Raw genomic sequence first — 22,402 nt, forward strand, 5'->3', positions numbered from 1 at the left:
CCTCTACCACCGGGAGAGGGGTTGGGGTGAGGGGCAACGGAGTGTCAAGGGACAACCCGCAGTGCAGTAATGCACTGACGGTAAAGACCGTGACGCTTCGTTTCCCCTCATCCGCCTTCGGGCACCTTCTCCCGGAGGGAGAAGGGAAAAGCAGTTGGCGGAGGAAAGAGCCGGTCCGACTCAGAAGTCGTACCGCACCGCCAGGCTGTACTGGCGCGGCGCACCATAGAACCCGGTCAGCACGCCCAGCGCGGCGTTCAGGTTGTAGCCCGTGGTGCGGTATTCCTTGTCGGCCAGGTTGGTGCCCTGCAGCGAGAACGACCAGTTGTCGTCCAGGCGCCAGATCACGCCCGCGTTGATCAGCCCGTAGCCGTCCTGCGTGATCGGCAGCGCGCCGGTGCGGACGATCTCCGTCGTGGCGACCACATCGTCCTGGTAGCTGTAGCCCACCCGCGCGGAGATGTCCCCGCCGTTCGACAGCGGCGTGCGGAATTCCACGTTCAGCGCACCGGAGAACTCGGGCGCGTTGGTGAACTCCTGCTCGTCGGCGATGTTCACACCGGCGTAGATGAACTCGTCGTACTTCGCGTCCAGCCAGGCGACGTTGCCGCTGATCAGCCAGTGCTTGGTCGGCAGCCACTGGTATTCGACTTCCACGCCTTCCACCGTGCCGGAGCCGGCGTTGGTGAAGTCGCCGAAGAACGCGTCGTTCACACCGTCGCCGTTGCTGTCGTAAGACGTGAACACCGACAGCTGGATGTCTTCGTACTTGTTGTGGAACGCGGCCAGGTTGAGGAACAGCGTCTGGTCGAGGAAGGCCATCTTGCTGCCGATCTCGTAGCTGTCGACCGACTCGTCGTCGAACGGCTCGGCCGAACGCGGCACTGCCGTGGCCTGCGCGCGGATGTTGTAGCCGCCCGACTTGAAGCCGCGCGAGGCCAGGCCGTAGATCATGATGTCCGGCGTGATCTGGTAGTCCAGCGAGACCTTCGGCGAGGTGTTCTCGAAGCCGATGCGCTTGTCGAAGTTGGCCGCGATCGGCGTCGGGTTGTTGGCCGCGCAGCGCACCGCCAGCGTGGAGAAGGTGGCATCGGTGTAGCAGCGGTTGAGCACGACGGCATGCTTGCGTTCGTCGGTGTAGCGCGCGCCGACGTCGAGCTTGAGCTTGTCGGTCAGGTCGAACGTCCAGTCCGCGTACAGCGCCCACTGGTCGGTGTAGATCGTGCCCTGCGTGTCGCCGAAGGACGCGTTGAAGAAGTTGTTGAGGACCTGCCCGCCGGCCTGGCCGTCGAAGAAATACAGGCCGACGACACCGCGGCTGCGACCGCCGCCGTCGTAGTTCACCTGCAACTCGTTGCTGACCTGTTCGTCGCTGTAGAACGCCTTCACGTCGGCGATCTTGTTGGGCAGCGTGTCGAAGTCGATGTTGGTCTCGGTGTCGGACTCGCGCTTGGCGAGGATGTACTTCACCGCCCAGTCGTCGTTCACGCGCCAGTTCACCGTGGCCGAAGCGCCCTTCATCTCGGTGTCGTTGACGTTGGGCATGCCGCTGCGGATGTCGTAGCGCGAATCCAGCGGCGCGATGCCCGGCGCGAAGCGGTTGGGCGCGAGCATCTTTGCGCCGCGCACGCCGGACTGGTCGTCCATCCAGTCGAAGGCGAAATGGATGTCGAGGTTTTCGTTCACGTACGCGCCGAGCTGGCCGCGCGCGGCGAGGATTTCCTTGTCGCTCACTTCCTGGCCGCTGAACAGGTTGTCGCCGAAACCATCGCGGTTGAGGCTGGCCACGGCCAGGCGGCCGCGCAGCGCGCCATCGCCCACCGAGCCGCTGGCGGCGGCGCGCACGTCTAGCTGGTTGTAGTTGCCCACCGTCACCGACACCTGGCCGTCCGGCTCCACGCTCAGGCCGCGCGAGATGTACTTGATCGCGCCGCCGATGGTGTTCTTACCGTACAGCGTGCCCTGCGGGCCGCGCAGCACTTCGATGCGCTCCACGTCGAACACGTCCAGCAGCGCGCCCTGCGGACGGGCGATGTAGACATCGTCCATGTAGATGCCCACGCCCGGGTCCACGCCCCACAGCGGATCGGACTGGCCGACGCCGCGGATGTAGGCGGTGATCGTGCTGGACGAGCCGCGCGCGGCGTAGATGGTGAGGTTGGGCACCTGCGCGTCGAGGTCGCTGAGGTCCTCGATGTTGAGCTGGTCCAGCGCGTCGGCGGTGAACGCGGTGACGGCGACCGGCACTTCCTGCAGCGTTTCCTCGCGCTTGCGCGCGGTGACGGTGACGCCGCCGAGCGTGGTGGCTTCCTCGCCCTGCGCGGCGACGGTTTCCTGCGCATGCACGGTCGGGGCCAGCAGCGCGGCAGTGATGGCCATGCCGATGGCGATGCTCAATCCGGTGCGGGTGCTCTTTTGCTTGATCATCTCGACGCTCCTCCCCCAACTCGTTCAAGGACGTCCACCGTGTGTTGCCGGCGGACGAAATGGACGACGGCCCTCCCCGTCATGGAGGCAAGCCTAGAGCGCAAGGTCCAAAGACCGCTCCTGTACCTTCGGACAATGCCAACGATCGGCGGGGCTGCGGAGACTGGCCCCGTCTTCCCACTCACCGGGATGACCGCGGGCCTCCAAGCCCGTCATTCCCGCGAACGCGGGAATCCAGCGACTTGAACGTCGCGCGAAGGCACTGGATCCCCGCGTTCGCGGGGATGACGGATCGGAAGCGACGACCGCAGTACTCCACTGGCTTCGGGGAACCCAATGGCATTTCTGATCGTGCTGGCCGCGCTGTGCTTCCTGATGTTCGTGGCCTACCGCGGCTACAGCGTCATCCTGTTCGCGCCGGTGGCCGCGCTGGGCGCGGTGCTGCTGACCGATCCGTCGCTGGTCGCGCCGATGTTCACCGGCCTGTTCATGGACAAGATGGTCGGCTTCCTGAAGCTGTATTTCCCCGTGTTCCTGCTCGGCGCGGTGTTCGGCAAGCTGATCGAGCTGTCGGGGTTCTCCAAGTCGATCGTCGCCGCCACGTTGCGCCTGTTCGGCGCCGGCCGGGCCATGTTGTCCATCGTGGTGGTGTGCGCGCTGCTGACCTACGGCGGCGTGTCGCTGTTCGTGGTGGTGTTCGCGGTGTACCCGTTCGCAGCGGAGTTGTTCCGCCAGAGCGACATACCCAAGCGCCTGATCCCCGGCACCATCGCGCTGGGTGCTTTCACTTTCACCATGGACGCGCTGCCGGGCACGCCGCAGATCCAGAACATCATCCCGACCACGTTCTTCGGCACCAACACCTGGGCGGCGCCGGTGCTGGGCACGGTGGGCGGTGTGTTCATCCTCATCGTCGGCCTGTTCTACCTGGACTGGCGCCGTCGCGTCGCGCTCGCGCGCGGCGAAGGCTATGGCACCGGCCTGGTCAACGAACCCGCGCCCTTCACCGGCCAGCAACTCGCGCATCCGCTCATCGCGATCGCGCCGCTGGTGCTGGTGGGCGTGTCGAACAAACTGCTGACTTCGGCGATCCCGCGCTTCTACGGCGAGAACCACAGCTTCGATCCGGCCGTCATCGGCGGCGCCGCGCCGGTGGTGCAGGAAGTGTCGAAGATCGCCGCGATCTGGGCCGTGCAGGGCGCGCTGCTGCTGGGCATCCTGGCCGTGCTCGCGTTCGCGTGGAAGCCGGTGATGGCGAGCTTCGTCGAAGGCAGCCGGTCGGCCATCGGCGGCGCACTGCTGGCCTCGATGAACACCGCATCGGAGTATGGTTTTGGCGCTGTCATCGCCGCCCTGCCCGGCTTTCTCGTGGTGGCCAACGCACTGGCTGCCATTCCCGATCCGCTGGTGAACCAGGCCGTCACCGTGACCGCGCTGGCGGGCATCACGGGTTCGGCTTCCGGCGGCATGAGCATCGCGTTGGCGGCGATGTCGGAAACCTTCATCGCCAATGCGAACGCGGCCGGCATTCCGATGGAAGTCCTGCACCGCGTGGCCGCGATGGCGTCCGGCGGCATGGACACGCTTCCGCACAACGGCGCGGTGATCACGCTGCTCGCGGTGACCGGCCTCACCCACCGGCAGGCGTACAAGGACATCTTCGCGATCACGCTGATCAAGACCACGGCGGTGTTCGTGGTGATCGGAGTGTTCTATGCGACGGGATGGGTGTGAGGTTATCGGGCCGCGCCAACGCGTAGCCCGGGTAAGCGAAGCGCACCCGGGTTCAACGTCGCCGCACCGTCGATCCGTGACGCGCCCCGGGTGCGGCCTTCGGCCTTACCCGGGCTACATGGTTGGATCCCGGCTTTCGCCGAGATCACCTCTAAACGGACTTCACCGCATCCGTGATCGGCAAGGACACCGTCACCAGACTCGGATCGTCCGGATGGGTCACCACCGAGAACCCCAGCGCGCGGCACATCTCGATCATCGTGCGGTTCTCCTGCAGCACCTCGCCCTCGATCGAACGCAGGCCGAGCCAGCGCGCGTACTCGATCATGATCTGCATCAGCCGCCAGCCCAGGCCGTGGCCCTTGAGGTCCGATCGCACCAGGATGCCGTACTCGCCCTTGTCGTAGTTCGCGTCCGCATGCAGGCGCACAGCGCCGAGCATTTCGCCCGACGCCGGCTCGATGGCGACCAGCGCGATCGAGCGCGCGTAGTCGAGCTGCGTCAGCTGCGCGATGAACTCGTGACTGAAATGGCGCACCGTCTGGAAGAAGCGCATGCGCAGGTCTTCATCGGAGACGCGGCCGAAGAAGGCGCGGAACATCTCCTCGTCCTCCGGACGCACCGGGCGCACGAACGCCGTCGCGCCATCGGACAGGACGATCTCGCGCTCCCACTCCTTCGGATACGGACGGATCGCGAAACGCGGATGGCCCGGCCCCTTGTGCAGCAGGCGCGAGGGCGACACGCCGATGCGCGCGTCCACCGCGATCAGGCCGTCCTTGTCGGCCAGCAACGGGTTGATGTCGACCTCGCGGATGTCCGGCACGTCGCCGACCAGCTGCGCCAGCTTCACCAGCATCAGCGCGACGGCACGCTCGTCGGCGGCGGGCACGTCGCGGTAGGCCTTGAGGATGCGCGAGACGCGCGTGCGCCCGATCATCTCGTGCGCCAGGCGAAGGTCCAGCGGCGGCAGCGCGAGCGCCTTGTCGTCGATCACTTCCACCGCGGTGCCGCCGCGACCGAACACGATCACCGGGCCGAAGGTCTCGTCGTCCACCATGCCGGCGATCAGTTCGCGCGCCTTGGGGCGGGTGATCATCGGATGCACCGTGACGCCTTCGATGCGCGCGTGCGGACGTGCGTCGCGGGCGCGCGCCAGAATGGACGCGGTGGCCTCGTGCACGGCCTGTTCGCTGAAGAGGTTGAGGCGGACGCCGTCGACGTCGGACTTGTGGTCGATGTCGGGCGAGAGGATCTTCACCGCGACCTGCAGACCCTCGGCGAGCAGCGGCGCCGCCACGCGCGCGGCTTCGTCCGCATCGCGCGCCCGCGCGACCGGCGTGATCGGAATGTCGTAGGCGCGCAGCACACGCGTGACTTCGACCGGATCGAGCCAGCGCCGCCCTTGCGCGATCGCGCCTTCGACGATGGCGCGCGCCGTGGACGTGTCGACGACGAGGTCGTCGGGCAGGCTGGGCGGCGTCTCCATCAGCGTCAGGCGCGCTTCGCGATGGCGCACCAGGTACATGAAGCCGCGCACGGCGTCGGCTTCGGTCGGGTAGTTGGGAATGCGCGCGGCGTTGAGGCGATCGGCGGCCGCATCGTCCGCGCCGAGCCACACCGCGAACACCGGTTTGCGCGCGAGATGGCGCGGCAAGGCATCACGCGCCTGCGCAAGCGCGGCGGCGCGGCTGTCCGCACCGATCAGCGCGGTCGGCACGTTGAGCACGAGCAGCGCGTCGTTGCCCGCATCGGACGCCAGCGCCTGGAACGCGGCCTGGTACGAGGCGTTGTCGACGTCGCCGTAAAAATCCACGGGATTCGTGCCGGGCCAGGCCATCGAGGCGATCGGGCGCATGGCCTCGCGCGCTTCGTCCGACAGCACCGCTAGCGTGCCGCCCATGTCGAGCAGGCGATCGGCGGCGAGCGCGCCGGTGCCGCGGCCGTTGGCCATGATCGCCAGTCGTCGGCCCGGCAGCGTCTCGACGCGGCTCAGGGCTTCGGCCGCGGAGAACAGCTCGTTCAAGGCGCGCACGCGCAACATGCCGGCGCGGTGGAAGGCCGCCGCGTACACGGCGTCGGGCGATGCCAGTGCGGCGGCGTGCGTGCCAGGCGCGGACGGACGCGGCGCGTGCCGCCCGGATTTCACCACCACCACCGGCTTCAGGCGCGCGGCGGCGCGCGCGGCGGACATGAACTTGCGCGCATCGCGGATCGATTCGACATAGAGCAGGATCGCGCGCGAATGGCGATCGCGCGCGAAGTAGTCGAGCAGGTCGGCGAAGTCCACGTCGAGTGCGTCGCCCAGCGCGGCCACCGCGGAGAAGCCGATCGAACGCCCTGCGCCCCATTCGACCAGCGCGGCGGCAATGGCGGCCGATTGCGAGATCAGGGCGATGTCGCCCGGCGGCGGCGTGTGCGCGGCGAAGCTGGCGTTGAGCCTCGCGTGCGGCGCGATCACGCCCAGGCTGCTGGGGCCGGCCAGGCGCAGGCCGTGCTCGCGGGCGATCGCCTGCAGTTCCGCCGCGAGCGAACCCTCGCCCTGCCCGAGCCCCGTGCTCAGCACGACCGCGGCGGATGCGCCGTGTTCGGCCGCCGCCTTCGCGTACTTGGGGACCATCGCGGCGGGCGTGGCGATGACGACCAGCTCCGGCACGAACGGCAGGTCCGCCAGTCGCGCCACGGAGGCGACGCCCTCGATCTCGCGGTGGCGCGGGTTCACCAGTCCGATGGCGCCGGTGAAACCACCGGCCTGCAGATTGCGCAGCACGGCGCGGCCGATGGAACGCTCGCGCGGACTGCCGCCGACCACGGCGACGGAGGCGGGAGCGAACAGCGATTCGAGGGAATAGGTGCTCATCGGGCGTATCGCCAGTCCACCATCATGCACCGCCACCATGCACGCGGCCATGGGGAAGTTTCAAGCTGACATGCCATCGCACGGGCGCGCAAATGGACTTGGGTTCAACACAGCGAGGTCCACATGCGACACGACGTCACGATCCGCTTCGAAGGCATGCCCGTATCCGGGGCACTGCGCGACACCATCCATCGCCATGCGACGAAGTTGTGGCAGTTCGCACCGCAGTTGCAGTCCTACGATGTCGCGGTGCGTCATGCGGAGCACCGGCACCAGCATGGAAACCGGTATGCCGTGCATGTTCACGCAGTGACGTCCGGCGCAACGTTCGAAGCCGGGCGCACACCGCCGAAGGATCATCGCCACGAGGACGTCTACGTCGCCGTGCACGATGCGTTCGAAGCGATGCGGCGGCAGTTGTCGGAACACGCACGCGGTCGCCGCGAAGGCGTTCGCGATGCGGGAGCGGTCTACGCCGAGGTTGTGTAGTCCCGTCTTGAGATGGCCCTATCCGCAAGCAACTGCCCTCCGCCCCTGCCGTCATTCCCGCGCAGGCGGGAATCCAACTGACCGCCGTCATTGCGTCCTCCGGAAGGCGTGATGCCCTCACAGTTGGGTCCCCGCCTACGCGGGGACGACGGCATGGGCGCGGATGCGGCAGGACTCGGCGGCAGGACTCGGCGCCCGATCTAGCCTCCGCCGGGATGACGGGATGCGGGGCGCGCGTTAGTATTTTGACTAACGCGCCCCCGAGGCGCCCCATGCGCTGCCGCCCGTGTCCGTTCCGCCCCGCAAGATCGTGCATGTCGACATGGACGCCTTCTACGCGTCCGTCGAGCAGCGGGACGATCCCTCGTTGCGCGGGCGGCCGGTCGTGGTCGCCTGGCGCGGGGCGCGCTCGGTGGTGTGCGCGGCCAGCTACGAGGCACGCCGCTTCGGGGTGCGCTCGGCGATGCCGGCGATCCGCGCCGAGCGCCTGTGCCCGCAGGCGGTGTTCGTGCCGCCGGACTTCACGCGTTACAAGGCCGTCTCGCGACAGGTGCGCGAGATCTTCGCCCGCCACACGGACCTCATCGAACCGCTCTCGCTCGACGAGGCCTATCTGGACGTGAGCGCGACCAAGACCGGTCTTCCCACCGCCACCGCCACCGCGCAGGCCATCCGCGAGGCCATTCGCGAGGAGACGCACCTCACCGCCTCGGCCGGTGTCGCGCCCAACAAGTTCCTGGCCAAGATCGCCTCCGACTGGCGCAAGCCGGACGGGTTGTTCGTGATCCGCCCGCATCAGGTCGAAGCCTTCCTCGCGCCGCTGCCCGTCGGCCGCCTGCCGGGCGTGGGCAAGGTCATGGAGCAGAAACTGGAGGAACTGGGCATCGCCACCGTCGCCGACCTGCGCGCGCTCGGGGACGCCGAACTGGAATCGCGCTTCGGCCGTTGGGGCCGGCGCCTGCACGAGCTCTCGCTGGGCATCGACCACCATCCGGTCGAACCCGAGCGCCCTACCCTGCAGATCTCCTCCGAAGACACCTTCGAGCGCGACCTGCTTCTGGAGGAAGTGGAGGCGCATATCGAGCGTCTTGCCGGCAAGACCTGGGACGGGTATTCGCGTGAGCTGGAACGCGATCCCGACCGCATCGCGCGCACCATCGTGCTCAAGCTCAAGACGGCCGACTTCCGCATCCTCACCCGCAGCTTCACGCCACCGGAGCGCCCGGCCAGCGTGGAGCAACTCACGCGCATCGCCTGCGATCTGCGCGCGCGCGTGCCGCTGCCCGCGGACACGCGCTATCGGCTGGTGGGAGTGGGCCTGTCGGGGTTCATCGATCGCGACGAGGAAAGCGTCGCGCAGAGCGATCTGTTCGAACCCGCCACCGCGACGCCCTAGCGACGCTCGTTCAGCCCGTCCTTTTCCAGCGCACGCGCCGCCGATTCCAGCGCGGCGCGCTGTGCGGCGTCGAGGCCGGCGCGTCTCGCGAAATCGGCGACATCTGCAAACACGCCCTCCTCGCGCCGGCTGAGCAGTGCGCGCTGCGCGATTGCCGCGTCGATGCCCGGCAAGGTGCGCAGTTGCTCGGCTTCGGCGGTGTTGAGGTTCACCGCTACGTCCTGGGACGGCATGCCCGGCAACTTCACCGGCGTGCGGCCGAGCAGCCACAGGTCCGGTCCGAGCGTGGCGCGCAGCAGCGCCGGCTGCTGCGCCACGCGCGCCTGCAGCTGCGCCATCTGCGCCCGTGCCGGCTTGAGGCCCGCGATGAACCCGGCCATGTCGCCGATGCGTCCGCGCTCGGCCATCGCTTCGGTCGCACGCGGCATGGCGGCATCGGCGGTGGCGCCGTAGGTCGTGTCGAGCACGACGCCGCGCACGCGCGCGCAGTCGGCGGGCACGTCGGCGCAGTAGTGGTCGACGACATCGAGGAACACCGGCGAATCCGAACGGATCGTCCAGCCATCGGAACGCGCAAGCGTGCGGAACAGCTGCGAGTAGCGCGCCACGATCGCCTCGCGCGAGCCCTCGCCCGGCACCAGCCAGCGGTAGAACAGCGTGGCGATCACGCCTTCGGACGACATCATCTGCTGGCCGTTCTTCAGCCGCGCCATGTCGAAGGCGGTGCTTTCGTTGGCGCGCGACCAGGCTTCCGCGTCGCTGCCGGACGGAACCAGTTGCTGCTGCACGAACAGGTTGCGACGCACGCCGTCGATGCGGCCGGCGCGATCGAGATTGCTCAGCCAGAACGGCACGAAGGGCTTCGCGTCCAGGCCCAGCGTCAGGTTCTCCAGGCGCGGATTGCGCGAGTACCGCCGCACCAGTCCCTGGAAATGCGTGGCGAAGCCTTCGTCGAACGCGGTCGGGTAATCGGTGACGCTCATGCTGCTGTGCGGCGTGCGCGACCAGCCGTACGGCAGGCCGGGCATCAGCCGACGCAGGAATACATGGCCCATCTCGTGGGTGAAGATTTCCTCGAAGCCGCCATCGGCCACGATGTCGGCATCGACGACGAGATCGACGAACAATTCGTCAACGAAACGGCGGCGGCCGTTCTCTTCCAGCCAGAAGCCACGGCGCGCGAAGCCGCCGTCCTCGGCCGAGAGATACAACCACGTCGGCACCCGCGTGCGCGCGCCGGCGATGCGCTGCGCGCTTTCGTCCAACGCCAGCACGGTGGCCACGAAGCCGTCGCGAGCCTCGCGCTGCACTTGCTCGTAGAGCGCACCAGACGTGACACGCGTGACCACTGGCGCCGGCCGTCCGGCCGGGTCCGCCTGCACCTGTGGCTGCCCGTCGGCGAGTACGGGCGCGAGTACGCCCAATTCAGCCGCCGCGACCGGGCTCATCGCCAGGGCCAGCAACCCGCCTGCACACCACGCCATCGTCTTCGACATCGTCCGATCTCCTCGATCGTACGCAGGATGGCGCACGGACGCAGGGCCGCACGCCTGCCATGCGGCGGCCCACTGCCGACACTTGCCAGCGGCCACGGTTCGCGCTTGGGCGCCGCGTCATGACGAACGCGACGCGGCGCGGGAGGCGGCCTCAGCCGTGGGGCGTGCAGCGGTCGAACAGGTCCAGCGTCGCGTCGTACTCCGGCGTGCGCACCTGCATCAGGCCGAGCACGGAGTGGAACAGGTTGTCCTGACTCACCGGCTCGTGGCTTTCGCGCTTCATGCAGGCGATGTCGATGTCGCGTTCGGCCGCCATGCCGGGGGAGAGCCACATCACCATCGGCACGTGCGTCTGCGTGTCCGGCGCGATCGCGTACGGCACGCCGTGCAGGTACAGGCCGTTCTCGCCGAGCGATTCGCCGTGGTCGGACACGTAGATCAGCGCGGTGTCGCGCGCGGACTGCTCGGCGAGGAAGCGGATCGTTCGCGCGAGGAAATCATCGGTGTAGAGCACGGAGTTGTCGTAGGCGTTGACGATCTCATCGCGCGTGCAGTCGCCCAGGTCGGCCGTTTCGCAGGTCGGCGTGAAGCGGCGAAGACGCGCGGGATAGCGATGCGCGTAGCTGGGCCCGTGGCTGCCCAACTGGTGCAGCACGACCACCATGTCGCCGGGCCGACGCGCAACTTCCTCCGACAGGCCGTGCAGCATCACTTCGTCGAGGCAACCTTCGGCCGTGCAGGCCGCGGGATCGCGCGCATGCTCGAACGACTGGAACGGCAGCCCCTCGCACACGCCCTTGCAGCCGGTCTGGTTGTCGCGCCAGAGCGTGGCGATGCCCGCGTGATCAAGCACGTTCAGCAGCGACTGTGAATGCTCGATGCGGTCCTTGTCGTAGTGCGCGCGACCATAGGGCGAGAACATGCAGGGCACCGAGACTTCCGTGGCCGAGCCGCAGGACGTCACGTCGGTGAAGTTGATCGGACCGATCGCGCGCAGCTGCGGCGTGGTCTGGCGCGCATAGCCGTTGAGACCCCAGTTCTGCGCGCGGACTGTTTCGCCCACCACCAGCACCACCAGGCGCGGCTTCGCACTGGGCCCGCGACCGACGACGCGCGCGTTCACGCCGATGGGCGCCTTGGGTTCGTGGCGGCGTGCGCCGTCGTGCTGGAGCACGCGCACCAGCGACACGAGGTAATTGCCTGGCGTGATCAGGTGGCGGACTTCCTTGTGATTGCGCATCAGCGCGGACAGATCCTGGAACGAGACCATCATCGCCCCGCACGCCACCAGCAACGAAAGCACGATGCAGGACAACCGCACCAGCACGCCGCGCCCCATCGACCGCGGGCGCAGCCGCACGCGCCACACCAGCAGCGTCGGCACGACCCCCAGCGCCAGCAGGCTCGGCAGCATGCCCAAGGAAAGCAGCTCGCCGGACTCCTTGCCGTCGGTGTGCAGGATGTTGCGCAGCATGTCGGGGTCGAGATAGACCGTGTACTGGCTCATGAAGTGCGCCGCCAGCGCGGTCACCGGCAACAGCACGGTCAACACCGGCCGGAACGTCCAGCGATTGAGCAGCAGGCACAGCAGCAGCATGTTCAGCGCGCCCACCATCAGCACCAGGCTGAGCGCGGTCAGCCAGCCCTTGGGCCCGTGCAGGGTGCCGGTCGCCGCCACCGCGCGGAAGAACGCGCCGTTGCAGAACACGGTGAAGAACGCGGCCACGAGGAAGGCGAGCCGTTCGACCGTCATCTCCGGTCGCAACGACGACAACCGGCGAAGGCCGCGCAGCGCCTCGTCGAAGGGACGGTGGCGGACGATCGAGCTCATGCCGCCGCTCCCGACTGCGTGCCGAAGCAGGCCGCGAGCCAACGCGCCCGCACCAGGCGCGGTCGGAACGCCCACCACGTCGCCAGCGACACCGCCCAGCAGATCGCCGCCGTGCCGATGTCGTGCGAGACGAAATGCGCGCCGCGCAGCTGTTGCGCGATGCCGAACATCAGACCGGCCGCGAATCCGATCGCCAACCCGGCCCAGCGCCAGCGCGGCCGCACCGCGCCGAAGAAGAAGTACAACGCGAACCACGCATATCCACCGCTGGCGTGACCAGCGGGAAAGCACGCGCCGCGCGGCAGGCCGACCGGTCGCACCGTCCACAGTCCGATGTAGGGACGATCGCCGCCGTAGCGCAGCAGGTCCCATGGGCAGTCCATGTTCGACCAGGACTTGATCCACGCCACGCACAGCATCGACAGCGCAGTGGCGACGAGCAGGTACGCCAGCGGATCGCGCAGGTGCGACCAGGCGTCGCGTCGTTGCGAAACCACCCACGCCACCAGCAGCGTCAGCCACAGTGCGATGCCAACGTCGCGCCCCGCGCGGTGCGCGATACCCTGCGTCAGGAAGGCGTCCCGCAGGACCCAGTGCCCACCCTGCAGCGCGTACAACCGATCGGCCAGCCACTGATCGCCACCGCCTGCCATCGCCAGCGCCAGCAGCGCGGCGACCAGCAACGCCGGCAGCACCGCATGCGTCCACACCAGACGCGGACCGTCGCCGGGTTGAAGGCTGGGCAAGGCGGAACGCGGGGTGGGTCGCGGAACCGGCGCGATGCCGGAAGTGCCGAGGGAAAACACGCTGATCATGACTGCACGCATCGAGGGCCGATGGCCGGGAACGGTGCGAATGCTCGGGGGCGCGTCGTCGGAAACCGGTCGGACTTCGCGGCCACGGCACATCGCCGTTCATGCGTCGTTTCGCGATCAGGGCGCGGCATCGGACTCCGACAGGATTCCCACGCGCGAAGGCGCACAATGCCGCCTCGGCGCGCCCGCGCCGTGAATCGCCGAGGACGGATCGCCCATGCGCGTGCTGGTCGTTGAAGACAACCACAACCTGGTCGCCAACCTGTTCGAGTACTTCGACGCGCGCGGCTACACGCTCGATGCCGCGCCCGACGGCCCCACCGGGCTGCACCTGGCGATCACGATGGAATTCGACGTCATCGTGCTGGACTGGATGCTGCCGCGCATGGATGGCCGCGAAGTGCTCAGCCGCCTGCGCGAAGCCGGGCGCGACACGCCGGTGCTGATGCTCACCGCGCGCGACGAACTGCCCGACAAGATCGCCGGCTTCCGCGCCGGCGCCGACGACTACCTCACCAAACCCTTCCATCTGCCCGAGCTGGAAGTGCGGCTGGAGGCACTGGTCGCGCGCGCGCGCGGGCGCGGGCGCAACAAGGTGCTGCAGGTCGGCGACCTGCGCCTGGACACGGGCACGCTGGAGGTCACGCGCGATGGACGCCTGCTGCACCTCTACCCGGCGTGCCGCAAGCTGCTGGAAACGCTGATGCTGGCCAGTCCGGCGGCGGTCACGCGCGACCGTCTCGAACACGCGCTGTGGGGCGACGACCCGCCCGACGGCGACATGCTCCGCTCGCACATCTACGAACTTCGGCGCAGCGTCGACGGCCCGTTCCCGGTGAAGCTGATCCAGACCCTGCCGCGCGTGGGCTATCGCATCGTCGCATCGGCCAGCACCTCCTCCAATGAGCAGGAAGCGCTGCAATGAGCAAGACCCGGTCCGGCCTGCGCCGGCGCATCCTGCTGGCGTTGTTCGGCTATGTGGTGGTGTTGAGCGTCGCGGTGGTCGTGCACGGTTTCGTGGTCAACGAACACGCCGAACGGCTGGTCTGGCAGACGCTGCTCGATTCGGAAATGGACCATCTGCTCGAACTGCGCCGACAGGACCCCGGTTACCGCTGGACGAACACGCGCAGCATCGCGCTCTACGACGGACGCGATCCGCGCGATGTGCCCGCACCGCTGCGCGGCGTCGCGCCGGGCGTGTACGACGAGATCATCCTCGACGGCGTGGAGCGCGTCGCGCTAGTGCGCCAAGTCGATGGACGTCCGCTGATCCTCGCCCTGGACATCACCGACCTGGAGGAACGCGAGTTCGACATGGGGCTGACGGTCGTCGGCTCCGCTGTGACCTTGATCGCGCTGCTCGGCATCGCCATCGCCTGGAGCGTGAACCGCCTCGTCCGCCCCCTTCGCGACATGGCGCAGGCCATCGCGGCACTGCGTCCCGACCAGTCGGGGCAGCGCATCCACGCGTCGCCGTCGGCGAGCTCCGAGCTGGTGGTGATCGCCGACGCGCTCAACGACTACCTGCAGCGCAATGACCGCTTCGTCGAACGCGAGCGCGTGTTCATCGACAGCGCCAGCCACGAGCTGCGCACACCCGTGGCGGTGATCGGCGGCGCGGCGGAGAACGCCTTGCAGCAACCGCACTTGCCCGACGCCGTGCGCGGCCAGCTCATGCGCATCCAGCGCACCACGCGCGAGGTGGAGCAACTGGTCTCGCTGCTGCTGGTGCTGGCGAAGGATCCCGCGCGACTGGCGCGTTCGAACGATCGCGTCGAGCTGGATCAGCTGATTCCCGAGATCGTCGAGGACCATCGCCACCTCACGCGCGACAAGGACCTTCGCCTCGACATCGTCGCCCTGCCCGCGTGTGAGATCCTGGCGCCGCTGCCCATCGTGCAGGCGGCCATCGGCAATCTGCTGCGCAACGCGATCGAGCACAGCGATCGCGGGCGCATCACGATCCGGCTGGAGACGCCGGCAACGGTGATCATCGACGATCCGGGCCACGGCATGACGCCGGAGGAAATCGCGCAGATCTATGCACGCGTCGCGCGCGGCGGCGGACGCGACGGCGGCGGCATCGGCCTGGATCTCATCTCGCGACTGTGCGAACACCTGGGCTGGAAGCTCGACATCGCTTCGGACGAAGGCCGCGGCACCACGACGACGTTGCGGATGGGGAACTGATCTCCCTCCCCCTGCTCGCAGGGGGAGGAAGAACTGCCTCGCGGCTTAGGCCTCCGGCAGCGGCTTGCGCAGACCGACGTTGAGCACGTTCCAGGCGCGGATCGCGGCGACGGCGAAGGTCAGCTCGGACAGCTCACGCTCGTCGAAGTGCGCGCGCACCTGGTCCAGCGCCTCGTCCGGCACCTGCGCGGCACCGATGGCGTTGAGCGTTTCGGCCCAGCCCAGCGCGGCGCGCTCGCGCGCGTCGAACAGCGGGCTCTCGCGCCACGCGGCCAGCGTGTCGAGCTTGCGCTGGCTTTCGCCCATCTTGCGCAGCAGCACGCAATGCATGTCCAGGCAGTACACGCAGCCGTTGATCTGCGACACGCGCAGCGAGACCAGCTCGACCAGCTTGCTGCCCAGCGGGCCCTTGTGCAGGCCGGTGCTGAGCTTGAGCAGATGCTGGAAAGCCTCCGAGGCGTGGACGGTGTAGTCGATATGGGTGGCAGCGTTCATGGTCGTCTCTCATGTTGGCGGCCACGACGGCCGCTTCATGTACAAGGACGAGCGTGGGCTCCGTCCTGTGACAACCCAGGCGAACGATTTCCTAGTGCAATGCACGCAGCTTGTCGGGGTTGAGCACCGACAGCACCTGGTCGATGCGGCCTTCGTCATCGAGCGAGACGGTGATGATCGAATGCAGCACGCCGTTCTCGAAGCGCAGCAGTGCCGGCTCGCCGTTGACGTGGCCCAGGTGCAGGTCGGCCAGGCCTTCGGTGCGGCGCGCGACGGCCCAGAAAAGATCCGCGATGCGCTGCGCGCTCTCCAGAGGACGCGCGACCGCCGTGGCCTTGCCGCCACCGTCGGCCACCATGCGCGCGTCGGCGCGCAGCAGCGCGACGATGGCGTCGCGATCGCCGTGCTGCATGGCGTGCATGAAGCGTTCGAGCATGCGCCGGTGCATGTCCGGTTCGACGCTGAAACGCTGGCGATCGCTTTGCACGCGCGTGCGTGCGCGGCTCACCATCTGCCGGCAGTTCGCCTCGGTGTGTCCGAGCAGTTCGGCGATTTGCGGGTAGTCGTAATCGAACACGTCCTTGAGCAGGAACGCGGCGCGCTCTTCGGGGCCGAGCTTCTCGAGCACGGCGAGATAGGCCAGCGAAACCTGCCCGGCGATGTCGGCCTGCTGCTCCGGGCCGGGCGTGTCGTCGATGGTCAACGGCTCCGGCAGCCAGGGGCCCGGGTAGACCTCGCGCTCCTTGCGCGCCTGGCGCAGGCGGTCGATGCCCAGCCGCGTGGTGGCCGTGACCAGCCACGCCTCCAGGTCGCGGATCTCCGAGCGGTCGGCCTGGTGCCAGCGCAGCCAGGCGTCCTGGACGACCTCCTCGGCGTCGCTGCGGCTGCCCAGCAGCCGGTACGCCAGCGCGAACAGGCGCGGGCGGTGGGTTTCGAAGGCGGTGTCGGGCGTGGCGGACATGGGGGAGTAGAATCGGGGAAGCCTACTTTCAAGGACGGACGAAGGACGGGATCCGTGACATCCACCGCCCGCTCGAGCGGCGATGCTGGGCCGTCCGATGTCCCTGCCCGTCAGGGCTCGACCTTCGCCGGATCGGGAAGCTTCAGGTCGAAGCACTGCCTCCCACGCGGGTGCCGCCACTGGCCGCCCACGTCCCGCTCGGCCGTGTCGCTATCGAACATCGCGCACAGCCGGTAGCGACGGGCGCCCAGCACTTCGTATTCGTACGGCCGCGACGTGAAGGGATCGCGCATCGCCGGACGCGAGCCGGGGCGAGCCAGCGCGGACAAATTCGGCGGCAGCGCCTCGTTCCGCTCGGCCCAGATTTCGATGTCCACCTTCAGGCTGATCAGGTCGCGTTCGCGTCGTTCGTCCTGCCGCAACAGCCGCTGCTGCGCCGGCGTTCCGATCGCCACGATCGCCGCGATCACCGCCCCCGCAACCACCACGCCTGCCCCGACCAGCAGCCAGCGTCCCGCTGCGGCGCTCATGCGTCCACCTCTTCGCGACGCAGGTCGTGCAGGTACCAGGCGAACGCGCTGCCGGCGATCACCGCCACCACCAGCACCTTCAGCACGAAGCGCGTGCTCAGTTCGCCGCCCAGCAGGTTGAAGACCAGGGTGGTCATGTCGCAGATCAGGACCGTCGCCGCCACGAACAACGTCAGGTACGTCAGCCAGCGCCGCACGGGCGAGAGCCGCTTGATCGGATGGCGGGCCACGTCGCGGGCCACGTAGTGGGCGACGTAAGCAAAGACCGGGAAGGTGATGATAAGCGTCGCGGCGGACCAGCGGATCGAGCTGTCGAGTCGCCAGGCGATGGTGTCGGCCGGATCGGGCCAGGCGCGGTTGATCAGGTCGAACAGCAGGCTGCCCAGATGCCAGGCCGTGAAATACAGCGCGACGAACATCACCAGGTACAGAAACGCCTCGCGCGCGGAGACCGAGGCGCGCGGTCGCGGCACCGGCACGACGTAAGGCACGTCGGCGTAGGTGTCGAGCACGCCGCGCGTCTGCTCGTCACGCCATCCCGCCGCCGACAATGCGCGCGCGATGGACTCCTTGGATTCCCCGCGCACCAGCGCTTCATGGACGAAGCGTTCCAGTTCCTGCGATCCCGATGCCATTGCCTGCCCTTTCCGTGTTGAACGGGGGCAAGCCTAGCAAGACGCCGGGCGCGCGCGCGAAGACCGGGGCGCCGCGGGAAACCGGACGCAAAGAAAAAGCGGGCCGAAGCCCGCTTTTTCAAGATCCGGCGATGTCGCCGAAGGGATACGCGCGCGGCTTACTCGGCCGACACGCCCTCGCCTTCCTCGACGGCCTTGATCGACAGGCGGATGCGGCCCTGCTTGTCGACTTCCAGCACCTTCACCTTGACCATGTCGCCTTCCTTGAGCTTGTCGGAGACCTTCTCCACGCGCTCGCTGGAAATCTGCGAGACGTGCACCAGGCCGTCCTTGCCCGGCAGGATCGTCACGAACGCACCGAAGTCCATGATCTTGGCGACCTTGCCTTCGTAGATGCGGCCCGGCTCGACGTCGGAGGTGATCTGCTCGATACGCGCCTTCGCGGCCTGGGCGGCGGCGGCGTTGACCGAAGCGATGACGATGGTGCCGTCGTCCTGGATGTCGATCTGCGTGCCGGTTTCCTTGGTGATGGCCTGGATGGTCGAACCGCCCTTGCCGATCACTTCGCGGATCTTGTCCGGGTGGATCTTCATCGTCAGCAGGCGCGGGGCCCACTCGCTCAGCTCACCGCGCGGCGCGGTGATGGCCTTGGCCATCTCGCCGAGGATGTGCAGACGGCCTTCCTTCGCCTGGGCGAGGGCGACCTTCATGATCTCCTCGGTGATGCCCTGGATCTTGATGTCCATCTGCAGGGCGCTGATGCCCTCGGTGGAACCGGCAACCTTGAAGTCCATGTCGCCCAGGTGATCTTCGTCACCCAGGATGTCGGACAGCACGACGTAGCGGTTGTCTTCCTTCACCAGGCCCATCGCGATGCCCGCGACCGGCGCCTTCACCGGCACGCCGGCGTCCATCAGCGCGAGCGAGGAACCGCACACGGAGGCCATCGACGAGGAGCCGTTGGACTCGGTGATTTCCGACACGACGCGGATCGTGTACGGGAAGGATTCCATCGACGGCATCGAAGCGAGCACGCCGCGCTTGGCGAGGCGGCCGTGGCCGATCTCGCGACGCTTCGGCGCGCCGAAGCGGCCGGTCTCGCCCACCGAGTACGGCGGGAAGTTGTAGTGGAACAGGAAGTGTTCCTTGGACTCGCCCGAGATGGCGTCGATGATCTGGCCGTCGCGTGCGGTGCCCAGCGTGGTGACCACGATGGCCTGCGTCTCGCCGCGGGTGAACAGCGCCGAGCCGTGGGTGCGCGGCAGCACGCCGACCTTGCACTCGATCGGACGGACGGTGGTCAGGTCGCGGCCGTCGATGCGGACCTTGGTGTCCAGCACCGAGTCGCGCATGGTGCGGTACTCGAGGTCGCCGAACTCCTTGGCGTAATCGGCGGCGAGCCAGCCCGAGGCTTCGGCGCGGCCGGCCAGCTGCTCCCAGGTGTCCTTGCGGATGACCGAGATGGCGTCGCGGCGCTCGCCCTTGTTGCGGATCTGGTAGGCCTGCGCCAGCGAGGCACCGGCGGTTTCGGTGATCGCGGCGATCAGCGCGTCGTTCTTCGCCGGAGCGGCCCAGGTCGACGGCTTGGTGCCGGCTTCCACGGTCAGCTCGTTGATGGCGTTGATGACCTTCTGCATCTCGCGATGACCGAACATCACCGCGCCCAGCATCACGTCTTCCGACAGCATGTTCGCTTCGGACTCGACCATCAGCACGGCGTTGGACGTACCGGCGACGACCAGCTCCAGGTCGGAGTCGACCAGCTGCGACACGGTCGGGTTGAGGATGTACTGGCCATCCTTGTAACCGACCTTGGCGGCGCCGATCGGGCCCTGGAACGGCGTGCCGGCCAGCGCCAGCGCGGCCGAAGCGCCGATCAGTGCGGGGATGTCGCCGTCGACGTCCGGATTCGACGACATCACCGTCGCGATGATCTGGACTTCGTTCTTGTATTCCTCGGGGAACAGCGGACGGATCGGGCGATCGATCAGGCGCGAGATCAGCGTTTCCTTCTCGGTGGCGCGACCTTCACGCTTGAAGAAGCCACCCGGGATGCGGCCGCCGGCGTAGAACTTTTCCTGGTAGTCGACCGTGAGCGGGAAGAAGTCCTGCCCTTCGCGCGCGCTCTTGGCGGCGACCGCGGTAACCAGCACGACGGTCTCGTCCATCTTGACGATGACCGCGCCGCTGGCCTGACGAGCGATCTCGCCCGTCTCCAGCGTTACCTGATGGGCGCCGTACTGGAAGGTCTTGGTGATTTTTGCCACGTTGGGTTCCTGTCGTTTCTGATGCGTTCCGGTCGGGGCCCCTGCCCCGCTCCGACCGGCCGACGATGCGGCCTGAATTCGGATGGTCATGCGGCGGACGCGTTGCGTCCGATGCCCGCCGACCTCAGACGGTACGGGGCGTGCTGTGCGCCGTACCGGGTAATGCGAACTTCAATTTGGTACACACGCCAGGCGCCGTACCGGTGCAGCCAACCTCAAAAACGAACCGCGGCGCATCGCTGCGCCGCGGTGGGTATTGCGTTTAGCGACGCAGACCGAGTTTCTCGATCAGGCTCTTGTAGCGCTCGTGGTCCTTGCGCTTGAGATAGTCGAGCAGGCTGCGACGACGGTTGACCATCTGCAGCAGGCCGCGGCGGCTGTGGTGGTCCTGCTTGTGGACCTTGAAGTGGCCGGTGAGCTGCTCGATGCGGGCGGTCAGCAGGGCGACCTGGACTTCCGGCGAACCGGTGTCGTTGGCGCCGCGCTTGTTGTCTTCAATGATCTTGCTGGTGTCGATGGACATCTTTGCCTCGTGATGCGTGGCCTGCAGAAGCGAATCGACCGGAATGAACCGCGCCGACGCACCGCCTGGCCCGCCGTTTGCTGTGGGATGTTGCGAAAGGGAACTGCTTAGGTGCTTGAAAAGCGGCGAAATTGTAACAGCAGGCCCACGCGAATGCGACCCGCCCGAGTGTCTTTCGCGGGAAGACCGGCCTTCACGCGGGCGATCGCGCCGCCTGTTCAGGCTCGCCCGACTGCGCCGCCCAGCGGAACAGGCGCTGCGGCGCGAGCCGCTCCCCGGAACGCTGGCCGATGCCCAGGCAGCGGCCATCGGTCCCGAACACCGCGACCAGCCCCTCTTCACCCGCGGGGCAGTCCACGGCCTGGCCCATGCCCAGCCGACGCGCGGCCTCCGCCTCCAGCTCGACGCGGGGGAACTGGGACAGCCCGGCCTCGATGGGGAGCAGGCACGCCTCCAGCGCTGTCTCACCGCCCTCTTCCAGCAGCGAACGCACCGACTCCAGCGTGTGCATCGCCGGCGCGCGGAAGGGGTCGACCCAGAGCCGGCGCAGCGTGGCGACGTGGGCGCCACAGCCAAGGGTTTCCCCGAGATCTCGGACCAGGCTGCGAACGTAGGTGCCCGAGCCGCACTCCACGTGCAGACGCAGGCGGGGCCCGTCACGGTCGAGGAGTTCGAAGCGGTGTACGACAACGTCCCGCTCGGGCGCCTCGATGGACTCGCCCCGGCGGGCTTTGGCGTAGAGCGGCTCGCCGCCCTGCTTGAGGGCCGAATAGATGGGCGCACGCTGGCGGATCGGGCCGCGCAGCGGGACCAGCGCCGCCTCGATGGCGGCATCGTCCAGGACGGGCACGGGACGTTCCAGCAGCGGCGCGCCGTCGGCGTCGTCGCTGTCGGTGGTCAGGCCGAGCACGGCCGTCGTCTCATAGGCCTTGGCCGAGCCGAGCAGCAAGCCGGCGATCTTCGTCGCCTCGCCGAAACACAGCGGCAGCAGGCCGGTGGCGAGCGGGTCCAGGCTGCCGGTGTGCCCGCCCTTTTCGGCGCGGAACAGGTGGCGCGCCTGCTGCAGCGCCTGGTTGGAGCTCAGGCCCTGCGGCTTGTCGAGCAGCAGGATGCCGTCGAGCGGGCGGAAGCGCGTCTTGGCTTTCGTCATGGATCGTCGCGGGAGTCCATTGGTCGCCACGGTCACCGCGTCACGATCACAAGGTCGCAACGACGGCCTGCCGTGCGAATCCTGCGGGGGATCCGCGGCCAGGGCAATGGGAAACGGAGAAAGACGACGAACGGCGCGGGAGGCTCCCGCGCCGGCTCATTCGTCGGCGTCGGTGTCGGCGACCCGCGGCGTATCGCGCAGCAGGTTGCCGATGCGTTCGCCGCGATCGACCGAATCGTCGTAGTGGAAATGCAGTTCGGGCACGTGGCGCATCTTCACCGCGCGGCCGAGCTGGAAGCGGATCTGCGGGGCCAGTTCCTTCAGCGCCTTGACGGCCTCTTTGGAACGTTCCTGCTGAAGCGCAGTGACGAACACCTTGGCGTGCGCGAGGTCACGCGAGACCTCCACGTCGGAGACGCTGACGGACGGCAGGCCGTGCTCGCGCACGGCCTCGTGCACCAGCGTGCCCAACTCCCTGCGGAGCTGGGCGGAAACGCGATCGGTGCGATGGAACGATTTGCCTGGCACGTGATTTGTGATTCGTGATTGGTGATTCGTGGTGGAACTTGCGTGACCGGGACGCGCTCTTCGCTTCTACGA

General features: G+C 68.0%; 18 protein-coding genes. 5 read left to right on the plus strand and 13 right to left on the minus strand.

From position 1 onward, the window contains the following. Positions 1–180 precede the first annotated feature (180 nt). Entirely contained in the window at positions 181–2,427 is a 2,247-nt protein-coding gene (locus JI752_RS01550) for a TonB-dependent receptor (protein WP_254200140.1), read from the minus strand. A gap of 336 nt (positions 2,428–2,763) precedes the next feature. On the opposite strand from JI752_RS01550, the gene JI752_RS01555 reads away from it, so the two are divergent. Next, a complete protein-coding gene (locus tag JI752_RS01555; protein ID WP_216958302.1) occupies positions 2,764–4,161 on the plus strand; it encodes a GntP family permease in 1,398 nt (465 codons plus the stop codon). Positions 4,162–4,312: 151 nt separating this feature from the next. Here JI752_RS01555 and JI752_RS01560 read toward each other — a convergent pair whose 3' ends face one another. Continuing rightward, positions 4,313–7,021, minus strand: a complete 2,709-nt coding sequence (locus JI752_RS01560) for a bifunctional acetate--CoA ligase family protein/GNAT family N-acetyltransferase (protein ID WP_216958305.1) — start codon at positions 7,019–7,021, stop codon at positions 4,313–4,315. A 123-nt stretch (positions 7,022–7,144) separates the two neighbouring features. On the opposite strand from JI752_RS01560, the gene JI752_RS01565 reads away from it, so the two are divergent. Both JI752_RS01565 and dinB read left to right on the plus strand, forming a co-directional pair. Further along, positions 7,145–7,510, plus strand: a complete 366-nt coding sequence (locus JI752_RS01565) for an HPF/RaiA family ribosome-associated protein (protein ID WP_216958307.1) — start codon at positions 7,145–7,147, stop codon at positions 7,508–7,510. A gap of 286 nt (positions 7,511–7,796) precedes the next feature. Next, entirely contained in the window at positions 7,797–8,906 is a 1,110-nt protein-coding gene (gene dinB / locus JI752_RS01570; RefSeq protein ID WP_216958309.1) for a DNA polymerase IV, read from the plus strand. Here the strand turns inward: dinB and JI752_RS01575 are convergent. The 3 genes from JI752_RS01575 to JI752_RS01585 all read right to left on the minus strand — a co-directional run bounded on the left by JI752_RS01575 (position 8,903) and on the right by JI752_RS01585 (position 13,060). Continuing rightward, a complete protein-coding gene (locus JI752_RS01575) occupies positions 8,903–10,402 on the minus strand; it encodes a helix-hairpin-helix domain-containing protein (RefSeq protein WP_216958311.1) in 1,500 nt (499 codons plus the stop codon). The genes dinB and JI752_RS01575 overlap by 4 nt on opposite strands. Positions 10,403–10,553: 151 nt before the next feature. Further along, a complete protein-coding gene (locus JI752_RS01580) occupies positions 10,554–12,233 on the minus strand; it encodes a phosphoethanolamine--lipid A transferase (protein ID WP_216958313.1) in 1,680 nt (559 codons plus the stop codon). Continuing rightward, positions 12,230–13,060, minus strand: coding sequence for a phosphatase PAP2 family protein (locus JI752_RS01585; protein ID WP_216958315.1), 831 nt, complete (start codon positions 13,058–13,060; stop codon positions 12,230–12,232). Before JI752_RS01585 ends, JI752_RS01580 begins: the two co-directional genes overlap by 4 nt. 205 nt (positions 13,061–13,265) lie before the next feature. Between JI752_RS01585 and JI752_RS01590 the strand changes: the two genes are divergently transcribed. Both JI752_RS01590 and JI752_RS01595 read left to right on the plus strand, forming a co-directional pair. After that, complete coding sequence (locus tag JI752_RS01590) at positions 13,266–13,973, plus strand: response regulator transcription factor (RefSeq protein WP_216958317.1); 708 nt, start codon at positions 13,266–13,268, stop codon at positions 13,971–13,973. After that, complete coding sequence (locus JI752_RS01595) at positions 13,970–15,241, plus strand: HAMP domain-containing sensor histidine kinase (protein ID WP_216958319.1); 1,272 nt, start codon at positions 13,970–13,972, stop codon at positions 15,239–15,241. The genes JI752_RS01590 and JI752_RS01595 overlap by 4 nt, the downstream gene beginning before the upstream one ends. Before the next feature lie 45 nt (positions 15,242–15,286). On the opposite strand, the gene JI752_RS01600 is transcribed toward JI752_RS01595, so the two are convergent. The 8 genes from JI752_RS01600 to rbfA all read right to left on the minus strand — a co-directional run bounded on the left by JI752_RS01600 (position 15,287) and on the right by rbfA (position 22,330). Continuing rightward, positions 15,287–15,736: a carboxymuconolactone decarboxylase family protein gene (locus tag JI752_RS01600; RefSeq protein ID WP_216958321.1), complete on the minus strand. Its 450-nt coding sequence runs from the start codon at positions 15,734–15,736 to the stop codon at positions 15,287–15,289. A gap of 91 nt (positions 15,737–15,827) precedes the next feature. After that, positions 15,828–16,697 (minus strand): RNA polymerase sigma-70 factor, encoded by an 870-nt coding sequence (locus JI752_RS01605; protein ID WP_216958322.1) that lies wholly within the window; start codon positions 16,695–16,697, stop codon positions 15,828–15,830. Between the two features lie 110 nt (positions 16,698–16,807). Beyond that, positions 16,808–17,227 carry a hypothetical protein gene (locus tag JI752_RS01610; protein WP_216958324.1) on the minus strand — a complete coding sequence of 140 codons (420 nt, stop codon included), beginning with the start codon at positions 17,225–17,227 and terminating at the stop codon, positions 16,808–16,810. After that, the gene (locus tag JI752_RS01615) at positions 17,224–17,862 is read right to left on the minus strand and encodes a DUF5671 domain-containing protein (protein WP_216958326.1); all 639 of its coding nucleotides are present in this window, start codon (positions 17,860–17,862) and stop codon (positions 17,224–17,226) included. The genes JI752_RS01610 and JI752_RS01615 overlap by 4 nt, the downstream gene beginning before the upstream one ends. Before the next feature lie 158 nt (positions 17,863–18,020). Beyond that, positions 18,021–20,129: a polyribonucleotide nucleotidyltransferase gene (gene pnp / locus JI752_RS01620; protein ID WP_216958328.1), complete on the minus strand. Its 2,109-nt coding sequence runs from the start codon at positions 20,127–20,129 to the stop codon at positions 18,021–18,023. 262 nt (positions 20,130–20,391) lie between these two features. After that, on the minus strand, positions 20,392–20,652 hold the full coding sequence (gene rpsO, locus JI752_RS01625; protein WP_216958330.1) for a 30S ribosomal protein S15: 261 nt from the start codon (positions 20,650–20,652) through the stop codon (positions 20,392–20,394). Positions 20,653–20,845: 193 nt separating this feature from the next. Continuing rightward, a complete protein-coding gene (gene truB, locus JI752_RS01630) occupies positions 20,846–21,802 on the minus strand; it encodes a tRNA pseudouridine(55) synthase TruB (RefSeq protein ID WP_216958332.1) in 957 nt (318 codons plus the stop codon). 156 nt (positions 21,803–21,958) lie between these two features. Next, complete coding sequence (gene rbfA / locus JI752_RS01635; RefSeq protein WP_216958334.1) at positions 21,959–22,330, minus strand: 30S ribosome-binding factor RbfA; 372 nt, start codon at positions 22,328–22,330, stop codon at positions 21,959–21,961. Between the last annotated feature and the right edge of the window lie 72 nt (positions 22,331–22,402).

The organism is Lysobacter sp. MMG2 (assembly GCF_016735495.2).
In the GTDB taxonomy this organism is placed as follows: domain Bacteria; phylum Pseudomonadota; class Gammaproteobacteria; order Xanthomonadales; family Xanthomonadaceae; genus Lysobacter_J.